Source organism: Pantanalinema rosaneae CENA516, from assembly GCF_050753385.1.
GTDB classification, from domain to species: Bacteria; Cyanobacteriota; Cyanobacteriia; order Leptolyngbyales; family Leptolyngbyaceae; genus Pantanalinema; species Pantanalinema rosaneae.
The window spans coordinates 69,861-86,525 of sequence record NZ_JBLZFZ010000003.1 but is presented as its reverse complement, the minus strand read 5'-3'; the positions used below and the strand labels follow the sequence as shown (position 1 = coordinate 86,525).

Below are 16,665 nucleotides of genomic sequence, written 5' to 3'. Positions count from 1 at the left end.
TTCCCTTACTTTGTAGCGATAGACTCAATCCTGGCTGTCAGGTTCATAGGACACCCCAATCAATCGCGGTCAAAGGAAAATTGGGGGTTGGACAAATGGGGCGATCGCAGTTTCTCCTGCTGGGGCGACCCTTGCGGTAACGGCAAAGCCGCGCGCTCCCTCTCCACCAACATCCCCTCCAATTCACCAGCAGAATCCTCCGACAGCGGCACCGTTTCCTCACCCGTATGCAAATTTCCTCGACAAATCGTGCGCCTCGCTTCATTCCGAACAATAAAGTCACCTGTGGGTTGAACGTAGGCAGTCCATTTATCACCCACCTTAAACTGAGCAATTTTAGCATCACCTGACCGCCGCTGCTCGTAGGTTATGGCTACGGCTGTCACCAGTCCTGAAAACATCTCCCTACGCCATTGATCGCTATCCCGTTCAGAACTTTGAACCGCTTCGGCATCGGGGAAAACTGGCTCAGGCAGTTGAATGGAATCAGGGTTCACCTTCAGCACCACGCTGGAACCTTCAGGACGTAGATTAGCTTCAAAAGAACTCCCAATCGGCAGCTTAGGAGTATCGGGTGAGAAGGTGCCCAGGTTCTTGTCATCAATCTGCACGATCGGGGTGCCGTTATAACGGTAGTACTCTGGATGCGATTCCGGCAGTTCAAACTCCCCCACCTGAACCTTCACGGTCTGATTACGCCATTGCTTACTGGCAAAGTTCTCTCCAGCAAAGTCATTGTGGCGGATACCCAAAATCTTAATCTCATCGAACTGAAATGCCTGAAGCTGCTGACAGACTTCCTCAGTCAACAGGTTGTATGCCAGCGCCCCCACACCTGAATCCTGCCGAGATTCCGCCCAAGTATGATCAGCGGGAGGAATAATTCGCAAATCATCGGGCACACGAAGTTCATCCAGATCGTTAACATTCTTGCCAAACTTCGCCTCCAGCTTTTCAACCAAACGGGGCGGCAGATCTTTGAGCGCAAACTCAATCATCGGTAGCTGCGGATGAATCATCGCATCAAATTGAATGCCTTTTTGCTCCAGGGTTTCCTTCCACCGAATCGCATCCGACCCAAACGGTACACTCAACACATAGGCATCTCTGGGTAACGCTTCACTGGGTACTTCATAGCCATGCTGAAGGGCAAAGGTGATATCCATTTGCTCTGCCAATGCCAGACAATCCCGACGATGCCGATCCATTTCCGGGCGCGTGTGCTGGGTATACCAGAGTGCAGCGGCTCCCTCAAACCGTTCCTCTGGGGTCGGAAACAACTCATTGATTTCAGCCCGATAGCTGTCGTAGAGCTTGCCCAATTCCTCATTGAACGCATCCCGGTCTTCCCCCACCCGTTCCTGAATCTCATCCCTGGCTTGCTGGAAGCGAGTCTTCAATTCCTCTGACCACTCCAACGCATCCACAGACAAGTCATCTTTGGGAAATAGATAGCGGAACTCATGGCGATCGCGGCTCCGAATGCGGGTCGGCTCCCACAAGGGATTGACTACTTCTCTGGCAAGCACATTGATCGAGCCAGTAGCATCAGCAGGCATCGCAAAACTCCGATAGAGGCGATCGTCCTTCTTAAAGTCAAAAAAGTGGCTGGGATGAGATTCTGACCAGCGTTTTGCATCCGAAAGCAGATTCTCCCCTTCGATCTCCTTGATATCCTCCAACCGCTCTGCACTTTTGGGCGAATCCACCTCGACCTGAAGTGCCTGAAATAGACGATTGAGTAGTTTTCGTTGACGGCGTTCAAACCGCTCAATATTCTCCCCTTCACCCGGCATGGACGATTGCACCCGTCCAATATTCGTTGCTACCAACCCAACCTTATTCTGATTCACAGTCGCCGCAATCTGAGCTAGGCTCTGGTACTTCAAACCACCATCGTCACTTGCAACCTCGGTATAGGCTAGTTTGGGGCGTTGCTTCACCGTCTCAAATCGCCCTGGTTCTCCAGCCCGAAGCGTTTCCCTCGCAATGCTGGGTAACTTACTGGCAGGACTGACCATCAGTTGGTCACCGTCAAAGTCTGCCTGGTGATATTCCTCAGCATCTCTGGGATTAATCCAGATGACATTGCGAGTTTTCTTTAATTCTGGATCGTGAACGTTTTGATAGAGACGGATATTGTCTGAGTTGACGATCGGATATCGAGTCAGAATTACATCCCCTTCTGGAAGATGAGGCACACAAACCGTACCGCGCGACAAATTATTCGATGGCATCGCCATGCCTGAACTATGGGTGTAGCCGCTCTTAATCGCTAAATCTCGCCATCTACCTGCTACATAATCTGTCGCAAATTTCCGAAACTTGGGGGTTTCAACTAGCTGTCCATACTTGTCATTGCGAAGCAGAGAGATCCAGCGAGATTCTTGCACTTGGCTATTAGCGTTGCCATCCACATCCTCAAATTCTTCTTCTGATCGCTCCTGTCGCCGCTGCTGTTCCTTGTCGTATTCCTGCACAATGTACCGTGCTAGTGCCAAAGGATTCCGCTGTAAATCTGCCAAAATCTTAGCTTTTTCCTCCGTCGGCTGCTTCAAATCCTGCCGCACCGCGTTCTCAGAATACCAGATGGTAAACTGCCAGCTATTGTCGTAACTGGTGGCTCTCGCATTGCCCCGGTTACCTATCGCGGCTTGCGGAAACTCATAATCTCCACAAGGAATCAACTCAGCCAATCGAGCCTTTTTAATGCCCTTGATCGACGATCGATCCATGATGATGTCATAACCCTCTGCGTCAGTGAGTTGAGCATCAGGTAGTAGCGTTCCCTTGGATAGGAAGCTAGCACGGGGACCGCTTTCTTCACTTCCTTCCGCCCACTGCCGCCTCCAGGCAAACCGGAATTGAAAGGGGCAGTTCTGCTCACCCCCTAATTGTTGGGCAAGCTGCGGCGAAATCTTACCGTGGCAATCTCCAGTTTTGTAGTGGGCATACTCCGGGTCATTGAAATCCACAATTTTGACCCGCAGGTTCTCCAACTTGTCAGACCCTTTGTAACAATTACTCACTAGCAGAGAACCATACCGACAAGCGGCATCCGGTTCTGTTGCAAACAATCGCCGGATCTTCTTATGTAAGTCATCATCTGCAAAGTAGTAACTGTTACCAGAACTAAATGCCAGTCGCCGCTTAGTGCCATCTGCAAATTCACGCCTACGTAGATGATTTGCGTCTGGATTGCGATGATCAATTTTCACCAGCAGCAAAGATTGCAACTCCTCTGGTTCAAACATCTGCTCCAGCAAGGAGTTCTTAATAATCTCCGGCTCCGCTAAATACCGTCCTTTCCCGTTATTGTGCGCCCCATCAAAAATTGGGATGCTGAGACCGGAACCTGCCATGACCCGTGTGGTCAGATCCATTACCTACGGTATGTGGTGTATACGTACTGTTCTCTTGCCTAAAAACGTTAGACTGTTTTCTAACTTTCACGCACAACAAAATTGACAAAATCAGCCAGGTGGCTATTTTTGATTGAGTAGGCAAGGAGGCTAATTATGCCGTGGCACATTAAGCGTCTAGAAAACAGGTTGCTGGTTCAGGAATATGATCATGAACCCGATGATAAAAGCGAAGAACTCCTGACCCCAGATGACAGGACTCAAGATGAATGTCACCCGCGCTTTGCCCATCTGAAACCTGGGGAAAGTTTGGTGCTACCCGATGAACCCAAAACCACGACTTCTGGCTCCTGGTATCCCAGCCAGTATGAGGATCTGGGCGAGTTTTTGAACGGTGATTCGGGGGCGATCGATAAGTTGGACAGTGGAGGGCGATCGCGCCGCTACAACTGGCGGTATTACGAACCTGATGAATCTTTTTAAGGCGTATTTGATGGCTTGAGAGGGTGGCGAGGGCGATCGCAGCTAGTGAACTCACATAGCGAAGACATTGTATACACTGTATTCTCTACGCTAGAATGGGAGAAATTTGGAGAACACTAATGGCTCAAAGTGAAGTTCTTACCATTCGATTAGCTCCAGAATTAAAAGACAAGCTGGATGCTTTAGCGCAGAGTACTCGGCGTAGTAAGTCCTGGCTGGCAGCAGAGGCGATCTCCTTCTACATTGAGCAACACCTTTGGCAAATTCAAACGATTGAAGAAGCGATCGCGTTGGCGGACAGTCCTGAAGCCGAATGGGTAGAGGGTGAAGCAGTGGATGCGTGGTTGGATACCTGGGGAACGAAGGATGAAACGTCTGCTCCATGCGCGTAGTATTTCTTTCGCTTGCAGTAAAGGATTTAGCAGCCATTCGTGCCTATATTGCTGAAGACGACCCAGAGGCAGCGAAAGCGGTCGCTTCGCGGCTAAAGCAATTGATTAAGCGGCTTGCCTCAATGCCCAACCTGGGTAAACCGGGGCGAGTTTTTGGTTCCAGAGAACTGGTAACTCCCAAAATTGGTAAAACAGCTTACGTCGTCGTTTATCGCGTCAAAGACACACGTCTAGAAATTCTGCGGATTTTGCCAGGAATGCGAGATTTAGACAGTTTGCTGACTGAGGAATTGCCAGAAACATAATCAGGAATCGCCGTACCTTTGATGCTCAATGAGTAATCAAGAATGGGTGCTTAAAACCTTACTTCTCTGCCCAGTTAAGAGCGATCGCCACCTCCGCTTTCACTGGCACTTTTCTTAAATACCGCTGTCCAGCCTGCTCCATCGCTTGCTGAAGAATCTGTGCAGCCTGTTCTGCCTTACCTTCTGGGGCTTCCAGCAAGATTTCATCATGCACGGTGCCAATTAATCTGGCTCCTATTCCTTTCAATGCTACCGGGAGTTTCGCTAAAGCAGCCTTAGTAATATCGGCGGCAGTGCCCTGAACTGGAGTGTTCAAAAGCTCTGTTAACTTCGGCTCATCTTGCCAGCGCCGGAGGCGATCGCCCATTGTCCGCATCTCCCTGGGCAACCTTCGCTTAATCGCCCCATGCCAGCGGGCAATCCCCTGATATGCCTCAAAATATCGCTTGCGAAAGGTTTCTGCCTGCTTTAGGCTCATCTGCACCCCATAGTTGTTGTAGGCGTACTCCGCCAACCCCTTTGCTCCCATCGCGTAAATCAACCCAAAGTTAACGGCTTTTGCTGCCTGTCGCTCCGATTTTTCAACCTGATCCAGTGACTTATCGGCAATCAGAGCAGCCGTGAGCCGATGCAAGTCTTCATTATTTTGGTATGCCTCAATCATGCGGCGATCGCCACTCAATTCCGCTGCGACCCGCAGTTCAATCTGAGAGTAGTCCGCCACGACTAAGCGATAGCCTGGAGCGGGAACAAAGCAACTGCGAAAGATTTTGTCTCTGGGAATTTGTTGCAGGTTAGGGTTACGACAGGACATACGCCCAGTAGCAGCTCCCATCTGTTGATAGTCTGGATGAATTCGCCCGGTAATGGGGTGAACGTGCTTGGGTAGGCTACTGGCAAACGCCTGGACTGATTTGGCTGCCTTACGGTAGTCTAGCAACGCTCTAACGGGCGGATGCTCTTCTGCCAGGGGAATTAAAGAGAGCTTGCTGGTATTTTTCACTGGCACACCCATCTGCTGTAGTGCCTCTAATATCTGCTGCTGACTGTCCAGATTGAGAAAGGTTTGATTGCCCAGAATATCCAGTTGAGTACTGAGCAACGCTGGTTGGAGTTGCTTTCGCAAGTCATCTGCTAACTGATCTCTATTCCGTTCGAGTTCCTGCCGCAGGTCATCCCATCGAGAGAGATCGAGCAACATCCCGTTGAGCTCCATTTGGGCGATCGCTCCCAAACAATCAAACTCCAATTTGGCAGTTTCCACCAAACGAGCACCTGTCAGCTTGGGTTTCATCACCTCACGCAACCGCAGCAGAATCGCTGCATCTCGCACTGCATACTCCAACTGCTCTGAAGAAAGGTTGGAATTACTCCAATCACTTCGCTGTTGTTCTTTGGAGAGTTCTTCTCCTAGATAAACCTTGACTAGTTCTGCTAGATTGTAACCGTGCGATCGCACCCCTGCATCCAGCAATTGCGCCGCTATCATCGTGTCGAACAGTTTCCCAGCAATGGGAAGTCCTGCCTGTTGCAGGAATTTCACGTCGAATTTGGCATTCTGCAAAACTTTGATTGGAGTACCTTGAAGCAGTTCGCGCAGAGGATCTAGCGTTTCCTGGGCAACTCTAAACAGGTCAATGATAATAACGGGTTGATTAGTCGCAGCAATTTGCACTAAACGAATTCGATCTCTTAAGGGATCAAGTCCAGTTGTCTCTGTGTCAACCGCGATCGCCTGACAAGTTTGCAAAGGCTTAAGAAGTTCAGTAAGCCGATGCCCATCTTCAACGAATTCATAACTCACAACAGGGTGAGATGAACTAGAATCTGCTTTCTCATCTATATAGAAATCTTCTAAATCCATTGCAGATATACTTTCTGTAGCAGTGATCTGGACTATTTCTCGCAGCGGCATTAAGCAATCTGAATCGATCGACTTCAAACCCGAAAATGCATCACTACTACACCAAACACACCAAATATTTTGATACTGTCGATAAACGTTGATATACATCTCCTGAATAACTAATACAGCATTTAGCGGAATACCATCAGGGACACAATTAGTATCTGGACGAAGAACAACTTTCTGACCAATCTCAAATGTTGAGGGATGTTGATGTAGTACAACGGTGGGTTGAGGCGAGGGAGAGGTTTTAGACTCTAAAGCTTGACGTTCAGACTGGTTCTTTTCTTGAGCTTTTTTTACTTCCCCATCTTCTATGTCTGGCACTTCTTGACAAAGAGCCTCGGAAGGAACGGCTCGTTGTCTAGCACTTCCCGAAGGCAGAGACGGGGGAGTGTACCAGGTTTCAATCCAGGCTTCTGTCTCTGTTTTGATCGGTGATTCTGGATTATTTGAGCTTGAACTGACGGAACTCCCTTTCGCACGATTTCTTAAGAACTGCTGCTTGCGTTCCTTCGCCCAATCCATCAGGTCATTATAGATGGGATCTGAAGAATTCAGGTCAGCCGCCGCTGCTGACTTGGAAGAACTAGAGATCTTCAAATTCATTATCCCCTCCTAAATCAAGATCAACAGGAATAAAGCGGTGATATGCCTTCTCATAAACAAACATAGGTTCTGCGGTCATACCACCTCGATTCTTGAGTAGACTGAGACGTGCATAAGTGGCTTTTGCTCTTTCATTCAAAGGAAAACGAGTCCGGACATCCTGAAGTTGTCGAAGCTTTAAGTGATTACCTGCATAGCGTTCTTCTAATAAATCAACTTGATCTCTAGGCTGGTCATTACCACGCTGTGCCTTACCTGTTTGCAACAGCATGATGCAATCTGCCGCATGAGCAATTTTGAATGAATCTCGCAACGCGCTCATGTCCAGCATTCCGGTGCGAAGTGCCTCTTGATAAGCCGCTTTATTGATATCACTAATCGCAACGACAGCCGTATTCGTATCCCGTGCCAATTGTTTCAGCCCGGTTGCCACTCTAGAAACTCGCAAAACCTCATTAGCACCAGAATCCAACTTTTCATCCCCACAACACATCAGTTGTAGGTAATCAACGACTACCAGCACCGGCGCATTCTTACTCAAATTAGCTGTGCGTCTGACCTGAGCAATCACCCCTTTAAGGTGAGCCGCTGTCACTTCTGGTCCCGCTTCCAGAATGGTGAGGTGTTCTGCAATTTGCTGGTCATAGGCACGAATCGCTTGAGCAACCTGCTGCTTCAACCACTGAGCATTGGAATAGTCTGGATCATCCCATTGTTTAGACTCAATTAATCCTGAATTCAGTCCGGCAAGCCTGGACAAAGCACTGACCCAGAGCTGCTGTCTACCCATTTCAAAGGAGACATACAGCACCGGCGTTCGGGCTTTGGCTGCCTCATCTGCACACCAAGCACACCACGTCGTCTTGCCTGAGCCAGGGGGCGCACCAATCACATAGAGTCTACCAGGATGCAGCCCACCATTGAGAGCATGGTTAAGCCAGTGAGCAGGTGTCGGAATTGCAGTCTGCGGTTGTCCAAACAGGTCATGGATCAGATCCTGACTGTATGCCACCATTGGCAGAGTTTGAGAGGCGCTGCGTCGCTGTAGATTCTGAGACTCGTTGATCAAAGTTTCCAGGGTTTCAGTGACCGGTTGAAGGCGATCGCCCAATAACTCAGTCGCCGTAGTTGCCTTTTCTTTTGCCAGTAAACGCAGCCCCGTATCTCTTACCTTTGTCAAATGCTCAACAAACGTGTCCCAACTACAAGGCGGCATTTGCAGCAATTCATCCAAATACGTGGCTGCTTGGTTGATAACACTGGTCGGCGAAGCTGATTTCCCATCTAAAACCTGTTCCAATTGAGCCAGAATTAAGCTGGGAATCAGTTCTCTCCCGGCGGTTTCAAGCGTTACAAGGGCTTCCCAAATTAATTGATGCAAGTATAAAGGAGTTTTTTCATCTGCTACAGATGGGTAGGTTGCAACGAATCCCTCAGCAGGCAGGTCAATCCCCAACGCTTCCTGCATCCCCGCTTCTGGATGACAGAGGATGTATGCTAATAATTCTCGTTCTGTGCGTCTTGCCGCTTCATTGTCACCATCAGGTTTTTCCCACTGCCAGAAGGGACAAGCATAGCCCGTGCAGCCCCCACAACGTACAAGCTCCTGACTGGCTCGAACATAGCTACAACTCCATTGGTAATCTTGGGGATTACGTCGAGCTGAAGCGTAGGCACCCTGAAAGTTTCGTAGCTTGGCATCAACGGTAAGTTTGCTAGTAGGGTGGTGATCCGATGCCTGAGCCATTCTTTCCGCTAAGGATTCTATTTGGGTGCGATCGAATCCTCTAGTGATGGCATAGCGAGAGAGAGTGAGGTTGACAGCATTGTAGTCTTGGTCGGTTGGAGCACCATTGGTTATCAGATAGTGAATACAGACAGGATGCTCACTAGGCGACAGGATAGAAAAGTCTGCCGATTTTAGATTTTGAATTTTGGGTTTTGGATTGAAATCTGAAATTACTTTTCTCGTCTCTAAGTCCTGTACCTTTTCCTCTGCCAACTGGGCGATCGCACCTGCATTTACCTGTTGAAATTCTGTCATCAGCACCACTTGGTTCTCTGGCACAACCGGAAAACCATCTGCCCACCCCACTACTTCAGGCAGAAATCCATTGCGCCTACCACTCATTTGATGAATGCCACAGGGTAACCGAATTGGTCGTCCAGAAGCCTTACCATCGTTTGCGATCGTCGCGGTTGCTGGATAAATTTCTTTGGGTTTGTAACCTGATAAGTAGCAAAGATTCTGTAATGCCCTAATCCATGTTGCGCCAGGTAGAGAGGTATCAGCGAATAACCAAAGATGAAAGCCACGACGACCGCTAAATTCTAGGTATGTTGATAAACCGCGATCGCTAGCAGTCTGCCGCACTTTTTGTGCCTGAGCTAAAACTGCCTGAAGTGCTTCAGCGTCAGAACCATCTTTGGGAGCATCAAAATCAATACAACCCGCTCTGGCAGTGTTAGTGCCTGGTTGCAATAACCGCACTGAAACAGTTTGTCTGCCCTGAAGATGAGCTTCAACAACATCAGAGGTCAGCACCTTCTCATATTGAGATTGCAATATGTCAGTGCTTTGCCAGACCGCATAAAGCTGCTGATGCTCATGAAGGATCAGGCGATAAAGCTGTTGAGTGAGCTGAGTTGTAGTACCGGGGGACATGGATTTAACTGTCGCTGCAACGAAGTCTTGAGATTTATGAGCCTAAGAACAAACTAGTACCGACGGCGCGGCGTTTTTTGTTGTTCTAACAATAGCAACCGCTCTGGAAGGCAACCAGAGCGGTTGCTGGATCAAGATCATTAGAATGATCAGATGTGTAACCAAAATCTGAAATGCTTACTGGATAGAGGTTTCAAGATTTTTTCTGTAACTTTTGGAATTAGCGGAGGGTGTTTTTGGGACAGACCGGGGGTATTTTCTAAGCAACCCTGGGGTATTTCTTTGTAACCTTTGAAAGGAGTTTGGTTGTCATGGGAGAAGTGATCGCTGAATGATCTGGAAAATAAGGCTTTTGAGGAATTAGCCCAATGGTTACAAAACGATCGCCACCTAGATATTTGTAACTATTGGAACTGACCAACGGTATTTATGGTAAATCTTGTCCCTACTGTAACCTTCGGTCTGATCCTGGGGTATTTTGTAACCCTCTCGCTGTAACTATTGGTTCTGCCCTACGATATTTCTTCAAAACTCGCTTGTAACCTTCGGTCTGATCCTGGGGTATTTTGTAACCCTGGCTCCTCCAGCGTAACTTTTGGGATAGCCTTAGGGTGATTTTGGCGAAACCATGATGTAACCCTTCTACTGTAACTTTTAGGGCTAGCCTGGGGATGCTCTATGGTTTCAATCCGTGTTGTAACTTTTGGAGTTAGCCAAGGGTATTTCTAAAAAACATTGGCTTGTAACCTTCTGGCTAACCCTACGGTATTTCTACTTTGACTACGGGTTTGTTTCCAGGGTTCGAGTTTGCCTGAAAAGCCCTTCAAATGGGATCTACGCAAGAGTTTTAACCCAGTTGCAGTACGTTCCATTCAGTAAGCTGTTTGTAACCTTTAGTCTAACCCTGGGGTATTGAAAGCCGTTTTTGAACTGACTTGCAGCAGCACCTGTCAGTAGGATCTGGATCTCCGATCCCGCAAGCTTTTTGGAAGTTTTTCAAAGATGCAATCGAAATTTGGAACTCTACCTATAATGCAAGGTTAATCAACTAAACCCCCAGATCTAGCGTTCAGTTCTGTCTCGGTGTAACCACAATGTAACCTTGTCGGACTGCCAAAGGTTACAGATGCCTTTAGCGGCTACATCGTGGCTTGAAGAACAGTCAGTAGAACTGTTTGGTCCTCCGGTGTGATGCTGCGTCTGCCGGTTTCAACCAGTTTGACCCAACTTGTACTCTTGCCAATCTTGGCAGCAAGGACACTTTGAGTCATGCCTCTGGTTAACCTCAGCGCCTTCAACTTCTCTCCCGAATCAATCCGTTCAGTTGGCTTAGTGGTTTCAGGCAACTGGTTAGATGGTTCAGGAGACAGTAAGCGCCGTTCAGACTTGCGAGACCGCGATTTGAGTGACGTTGGTGATGAAGTTTCAGCCTCTAGGGCTAGCTTGGATATTGCTTCCCCTGCGGACATGCTACGCACTGGACGTGATTCCTTCAGCTCTTCTAGCTTTCTAGAAATTTCTTCTGGTGGTTGCACAACCATTCGGGCTGTCAGCAACTGCTCAAAGCCACCATAGGGTCGCTTTACAGTATCGGTGAGGCGATCGCCCTCTCCCTTAGCCCCATCCTCCAACCAGAACTCGGCTGCCTGTTCGGGATCATCAGGAATGTCAGTTAAAGGCAATAGGTCAGGCAGATCAGGCAGGTATTGCGGTGGGTAAGTTGCCAGATCAAACGTGAACTTCCAGCCCTGCTCATCCAGCACTTTCAGGGTAGTTTTCCACTGAGAAACCAGTCGTTTACGGGGGGCAGAGGCTTTTCTGGCTTGCTCCACCTTCTCTGTCCCGAATGCCACTTTGAATAGAGTGCCAGCTCGGACAGGTCCATTCCCGACCTTCGTTTTAAATAATAGCCAGAGAATGAGCCGCGCAGCCCCTTCGTGGTTATACCAGATGGTCATCAAGTCTTGCAGAATGGACTGAGACAAAATGCCGTACTCGTAGTAACCATTGCCATCTTTACATCGGCTAGGGTTAAGAAAGTACTGTGCCCAGTTGCCTGCCTTGACTTGCAGGGTAAAACCCACCATCTCAGAGTTGCCCATCAGGTCTTCCTGGAAGTGCAGAATCGGTTCTGAAATCTCCCAAAGCCAGGTGCGGCTGACGCTGAAAGACTTTACCTTTCCTTTTTCGGGCCAGGAGACATACACCAGTAAATGACAGGGCTGTTTTGCCAGCTCCAGCAACAGCTCTAGCTTCTGCTGTTTATTGAGCTTTTTGTTTTTGTCTAAACCGAGATATCGCTCAAGCTGACGATCGTTCAGAACAAACTGTTGCTCCCAGGGGCGTTCTAGTTGAGTGGCGTAAGCGGCGTAGATCAGATGTAAGCAGGCAGCCCGAATGTCAAACTGATCGATCAACGCTAAAGCAGCTTCTTCTTCTAGCACGGTTGGATGTTTGACGTGTAGTTCATTCGTAATCCAGAAGGAAAGATATCCTTTACCCTTAGCAACGCTGCTTTCGTAGTAGGGTGATCCTGGACCTGCTTCGACCCAGCCGATATCCCGTCCCTGAGAAAGAATATTGCAACCTTCCCAAATGACTTTGTTAGAAGCCATCCGATCGGTTTCACCATCAGGGAACAGATCGGCATGGGTTGGCGGACGTTCAAAGGAGTTATAACGCCCTCTACGCTTTGGTTTAGTTGTGGCAGCTTTTTTGGTTTCTGTTTCTGAGGCTACGACATCCACTTCGATCGCGGCGATCGCCATCGGAATATCATTCCCAGGAGTTCCGGCTTGTTTCATAACGGCTCACGAAGGTTAAAGAGGTTACTTGGAGCCAGAAACGCCATTCTATCAGTTCTTTCAGCTTCAGAACCGATGTGTCTTTTCAGCCGCATAGCGATTTGCTATGATGCAAGAGCGTGGAGAGGCGGCAACCAATCCAGCCCGGAAGGCACATATTTAATATGGTCGCTCTGGCTATAACAAAAAAACATCGAGAACACCAAGGTTTCACCCGCCAAGACGAGACTTTGGTGTTCTTCGATCTGAGGCATTGGTTGGATCACGCATATTGCATTTTGCTTGACGAGACATTGTTGCTCCTTCGCGCACAATTGGTAAGAACCTGAATCCTGGTAACTTAATGAGTAGTAACAGACGCTCCAACGGGGATCAACCGTCGGGCAATCTGTTCAATAAACTCAGATCGAGAAAGCTGAAACTCTGCGGCAAGCTCATCCAGTTGTTCAACCGCTGTGGGAGTAAGACCAATCATCGTCGGCTTTTTAGGCTCTGCATAATACTGTCCCTGTCCTTTACGGCTTCGCTTTTCCTTATCGGTGTTCATAGTTACCCATGATCGCTTATATAAGAGATACCACAGAATTTAAATTCTGATTGAGAATCTCAATAGCTCTCTAGATCTCTTGTATAAGAAACAGATTGATCTGCCAACTGTTGTATAAGAGAACTAGCCAGGTGGACAGAAACCATTGGTACCTCTGAATCACGTTTTAAGTTTGCATCCCTCGATCGGTCAACATTGGAGAGCAACATAGCGCGACTCGGAAGTGCGATCGTTGTGTTGCGAACTTCGAGGATACCAAAATAACCAGCTACCGCTGTACCAAGCCGATTTGTGGATGAAATTAGCGGAGTTGTTATGATGCAAACCCTTTCTGCTTCCTCCCCGGCTGTCTCTTTTCCGTTTCAACTGACTGAGCAGCAGCATAAAGCACTGGACGCAATGTGGACATTTCTGCAACCGACGGTCGCGGCTGCGCTGTTTCTGTTGGTTGGCTACGCTGGAACTGGAAAAAGTACCATCGTGTTCCAATTGATTAGAGTTTTGGTCAGCCAGGGAAAACGAGTTGTTCTGACCGCGCCCACCAATAAGGCTGTGGGTGTGTTGCAACGCATGGCGCTAGAAAATGGGGTGACTGGCGTAGACTTCTTCACGATTCATCAATTGCTGGGACTAGGCATGGTTTCCAGAGGTAACGAAAAAGTGCTGGCACCTACGGGAACGTCATACATTGGGCTGTTTGATGTTGTGTTTATTGATGAGTGTTCCATGATTGGGGAACAGCTCTGGCACTGGATTGAGGAAGCCTCCAAAAGAACATCAACGTGGCACCCGCTCAAAATGATTCTGATGGGTGATCCGGCTCAGCTTAACCCGGTGAATGAAGGGCGATCGCCTGCCTTCAACATACCCAATAAAGCGGTGTTGACTCAAGTGGTGCGTCAGGGTACGGATAGCCCACTGCTGGAGTTCATCACGGCTTGTCGTTATGCAGTAACCAAAAGCAAATTACCCTTTGAGCCATTTGCAAAATATCTACCGGATAAGAGTAACGGTTCATTGCTGGTAAAGCGGCGATCGCTGCTCAAGTATGCCTTCAAGAAAACCTCCAGGGAATTCACCCAAAATCCTGATTCTTTCAGGATTCTCTGCTGGACGAATGCTCAAGTAGATTACTATAACCAGCAGATTCGTAACTATCTGTATGGCAAGACGACCTCTCGTTTCGTTTCCGGTGAACGGCTGATCACGCGCGATCCGGTTTTAGCTCCGGATGGTAAAACGATCATTCTCTCAACCTCAACTGAATTCACGATTCAAGAATTTTCAGAAGATCGCTACAGTAATTACCAAGCTTGGAGGCTAAAGGTTGCAACTGATGATGGTACCGTGCGTCAAATCTATGCCTTGCATGAAGATGAGCAAAACCGCTTTGATGTAGAAGCGCGTCGGCTGATGGCGATCGCCAAGCACAATCCATTTCTGTGGCGCGACTATTATCGACACCTGGAGCAGTTTGCCAACGTGCGAAATTGCTTTGCAATCACAGTCCACAACAGCCAGGGCAGTACATTTCTGGAATGTGGCGTTGATGGACAGGATTTAAGTAAACGGCTTAACCCTGAACGTGGTGAGACGGCAAAAGATTTGTTGGCAAAGGTGAGGGAGCACAATCGCCTATGGTATGTCGGAGCTAGCCGTGCGCGTCGTCGGATTCTGGTTGTGTCCTAAGACTTTACTTAGGGAATAGTTTTGGAAAAAATATCTCAAAGTATTCCCTAAGTAAAACCAACTGCTAGAAGCCGTGTATCGGGGTTCACCCATGCTGGGCTGCTTCCAACAACCTTGTTTACTTAGGGAATGTTTAACAGTGTTTTGGCTCTATACTATACCCTAATAAATTTGACCATTCTACTAAGAAGCTTGAGTCATAGGGCCTTTGGCATTTTTCCTCTGCTAACGCAGGCATCCTTCGACGACCATTCAACCAGAGACACTGATCATGACTCAAGCATTAGAAAAATCCAGGGACAAGGCTGCAAAGCAAAAAAAGCAGACTGAGCAACCAACTTCTAAAGCGGCGGTCGCCCAGCGGGTTCCTGAGACGCTCACCTCTCTAGAGCAACCTACCAACACATCCGAGGTGAGTGAAGCCGAAGCAACGGTTGATGAGCCTAAAAATTCCGCTGAGCTTGAAGTATCAGCAGAGCCTGTGCCGAAGAAGTCATCGCGAAGACGGGCAGCTAAATCTCAGCCAAAGGACACTCCTGAAACTGAGCAAGGAATGCAGGTGATTTGTGCTCAAAGTCAGTTTCATGATGCGCTGGCGATCGTAAGTTGTGCTGTTCCAACAAAACCCAGTCATCCAGTGCTGGCGAATGTGTTGGTGGTGGCAGATGCTGACGCTCAACAGGTTCATCTGACTGTAACTGACTTGGCGATGACGATGCAGGCAAGCTTTGAGGCGCAGGTGCTTTTGGGTAGTGAGATTACAGTGCCTGTTGAGATGCTTTCAGGAATGGTCAAGCAGTTTCCAACGGGTAGCATCAACCTCAAAAGTCAGATGCAGACTACACAACCTATATCTGGAGAGGAGCAACCCATCAAAACTTGCTCGATGACCTTGTCGGATGCAGATGGCAACTATGAAATCCGAGGAATTCCGGCTGAGGAGTTTCCGCCGATTACAACACCCAAAGTGACTCCTGTTTCCCTACCGACTAATATTCTCAGGGAAGGGCTAAAGGGTGTGCTGTATGCAATCAGTGCTGATGAAACTAAGCGCATTTTGACAGGTGTTTACATTCAGATTGGGCAAAATGCACTGAAATTTATTGCAACAGATGGACATCGAGTGGCAATTGCTGAATTGTCAACGGAGGGGATTGGCAGAAAGCGGCGCAAGCGATCGGGAACTGATGAACTCATTCAATTTCCCATTCTTGGTAAAGCGCTGAAGGAACTGATTCGTAATCTTGCTGATTCAGTTGATGCGATTCAACTGCTTTACGATGCTCAAGCAACCCGTGCAAGTTTTGCATGGCAGGATATTATTTTGAGCTGCCAGTGCATTGAGGGAGAATATCCAGACTGTGAGCAGTTGTTGTCACGATACAGCTTTGATCGGGAAGTGGTGCTGGAGAAATCAGGATTGCTCAAAGCATTGGAGCGGCTGTCGGTGCTGACTGATAAGAAGGAGAGAGGGATTCAGTTTCGATTTGATGGAACGACACAACAGATTCATCTTTCGATCGAGCGAGAGTTTGGCAAAGGTGATGAAACAATCAGTGCTCATATCCCTACAGATATGACATTGGATATCCAATTCAATCTCAAATACCTGGGAGAAGCGGTTAAAGCCATTCCTAGTTCTGGAATCAAGATGCATTTGAAGCAACCGGACTATCCAGCAATGTTGGTTCCCGCTGGAGATTTCAACAATCCTGAATTAGAGGCGGAAATGCGCCACTTTCTCTTTCCTCTTTATAAGCAACCCGAGTAAGTTTGCACATGCAAAGGCAGCAAGAGCCTTGTGAGACGTTGCTGCCTTTGTCGATTTCCTATGGAGCTAAGCCGACAGCCCTGACCTGCAAGTGCAGATGTTCGAGCAGACGAGAATTCTAATCGTAGAGCA

At 48.2% G+C, this 16,665-nt stretch carries 10 protein-coding genes; 5 read left to right on the top strand and 5 right to left on the bottom strand.

Annotated features, from left to right (window positions below; all coding sequences use genetic code 11):
- Window positions 1-59 precede the first annotated feature (59 nt).
- Window positions 60-3,383, bottom strand: coding sequence for an RNA dependent RNA polymerase (locus ACN4EK_RS02510; protein ID WP_431655849.1), 3,324 nt, complete (start codon window positions 3,381-3,383; stop codon window positions 60-62).
- 135 nt (window positions 3,384-3,518) lie between these two features.
- Between ACN4EK_RS02510 and ACN4EK_RS02505 the strand changes: the two genes are divergently transcribed.
- From ACN4EK_RS02505 to ACN4EK_RS02495, 3 genes are all read left to right on the top strand, one after another.
- The gene (locus ACN4EK_RS02505; RefSeq protein WP_431655847.1) at window positions 3,519-3,845 is read left to right on the top strand and encodes a hypothetical protein; all 327 of its coding nucleotides are present in this window, start codon (window positions 3,519-3,521) and stop codon (window positions 3,843-3,845) included.
- 119 nt (window positions 3,846-3,964) lie between these two features.
- Window positions 3,965-4,237, top strand: a complete 273-nt coding sequence (locus ACN4EK_RS02500) for a CopG family ribbon-helix-helix protein (protein ID WP_431655846.1) — start codon at window positions 3,965-3,967, stop codon at window positions 4,235-4,237.
- Window positions 4,228-4,542: a type II toxin-antitoxin system RelE/ParE family toxin gene (locus tag ACN4EK_RS02495; RefSeq protein WP_431655844.1), complete on the top strand. Its 315-nt coding sequence runs from the start codon at window positions 4,228-4,230 to the stop codon at window positions 4,540-4,542. Before ACN4EK_RS02500 ends, ACN4EK_RS02495 begins: the two co-directional genes overlap by 10 nt.
- A 58-nt stretch (window positions 4,543-4,600) precedes the next feature.
- Here ACN4EK_RS02495 and ACN4EK_RS02490 read toward each other — a convergent pair whose 3' ends face one another.
- From ACN4EK_RS02490 to ACN4EK_RS02475, 4 genes are all read right to left on the bottom strand, one after another.
- Entirely contained in the window at window positions 4,601-7,057 is a 2,457-nt protein-coding gene (locus ACN4EK_RS02490) for a bifunctional 3'-5' exonuclease/DNA polymerase (protein ID WP_431655843.1), read from the bottom strand.
- Entirely contained in the window at window positions 7,038-9,722 is a 2,685-nt protein-coding gene (locus ACN4EK_RS02485) for a DnaB-like helicase C-terminal domain-containing protein (RefSeq protein WP_431655841.1), read from the bottom strand. The genes ACN4EK_RS02490 and ACN4EK_RS02485 overlap by 20 nt, the downstream gene beginning before the upstream one ends.
- Before the next feature lie 1,139 nt (window positions 9,723-10,861).
- Window positions 10,862-12,526: a helix-turn-helix domain-containing protein gene (locus ACN4EK_RS02480; RefSeq protein WP_431655840.1), complete on the bottom strand. Its 1,665-nt coding sequence runs from the start codon at window positions 12,524-12,526 to the stop codon at window positions 10,862-10,864.
- Between the two features lie 340 nt (window positions 12,527-12,866).
- Window positions 12,867-13,073 carry a ribbon-helix-helix domain-containing protein gene (locus ACN4EK_RS02475; protein ID WP_431655838.1) on the bottom strand — a complete coding sequence of 69 codons (207 nt, stop codon included), beginning with the start codon at window positions 13,071-13,073 and terminating at the stop codon, window positions 12,867-12,869.
- A gap of 315 nt (window positions 13,074-13,388) precedes the next feature.
- Here ACN4EK_RS02475 and ACN4EK_RS02470 point away from each other — a divergent pair, with 315 nt between their 5' ends.
- Window positions 13,389-14,762, top strand: a complete 1,374-nt coding sequence (locus tag ACN4EK_RS02470; protein ID WP_431655837.1) for an ATP-dependent DNA helicase — start codon at window positions 13,389-13,391, stop codon at window positions 14,760-14,762.
- A 271-nt stretch (window positions 14,763-15,033) separates the two neighbouring features.
- Complete coding sequence (gene dnaN / locus ACN4EK_RS02465) at window positions 15,034-16,533, top strand: DNA polymerase III subunit beta (RefSeq protein WP_431655835.1); 1,500 nt, start codon at window positions 15,034-15,036, stop codon at window positions 16,531-16,533.
- Window positions 16,534-16,665: the final 132 nt, after the last annotated feature.

Coding starts and splice junctions, on each gene's coding strand:
- ACN4EK_RS02475 (WP_431655838.1), bottom strand. CDS start 13,073: ATGAACACCGATAAGGAAAAGCGAAGCCGTAAAGGACAGGGACAGTAT.
- ACN4EK_RS02490 (WP_431655843.1), bottom strand. CDS start 7,057: ATGAATTTGAAGATCTCTAGTTCTTCCAAGTCAGCAGCGGCGGCTGAC.
- ACN4EK_RS02495 (WP_431655844.1), top strand. CDS start 4,228: ATGCGCGTAGTATTTCTTTCGCTTGCAGTAAAGGATTTAGCAGCCATT.
- ACN4EK_RS02505 (WP_431655847.1), top strand. CDS start 3,519: ATGCCGTGGCACATTAAGCGTCTAGAAAACAGGTTGCTGGTTCAGGAA.
- ACN4EK_RS02470 (WP_431655837.1), top strand. CDS start 13,389: ATGATGCAAACCCTTTCTGCTTCCTCCCCGGCTGTCTCTTTTCCGTTT.
- ACN4EK_RS02500 (WP_431655846.1), top strand. CDS start 3,965: ATGGCTCAAAGTGAAGTTCTTACCATTCGATTAGCTCCAGAATTAAAA.
- ACN4EK_RS02485 (WP_431655841.1), bottom strand. CDS start 9,722: ATGTCCCCCGGTACTACAACTCAGCTCACTCAACAGCTTTATCGCCTG.
- ACN4EK_RS02480 (WP_431655840.1), bottom strand. CDS start 12,526: ATGAAACAAGCCGGAACTCCTGGGAATGATATTCCGATGGCGATCGCC.
- ACN4EK_RS02510 (WP_431655849.1), bottom strand. CDS start 3,383: ATGGATCTGACCACACGGGTCATGGCAGGTTCCGGTCTCAGCATCCCA.
- dnaN (WP_431655835.1), top strand. CDS start 15,034: ATGACTCAAGCATTAGAAAAATCCAGGGACAAGGCTGCAAAGCAAAAA.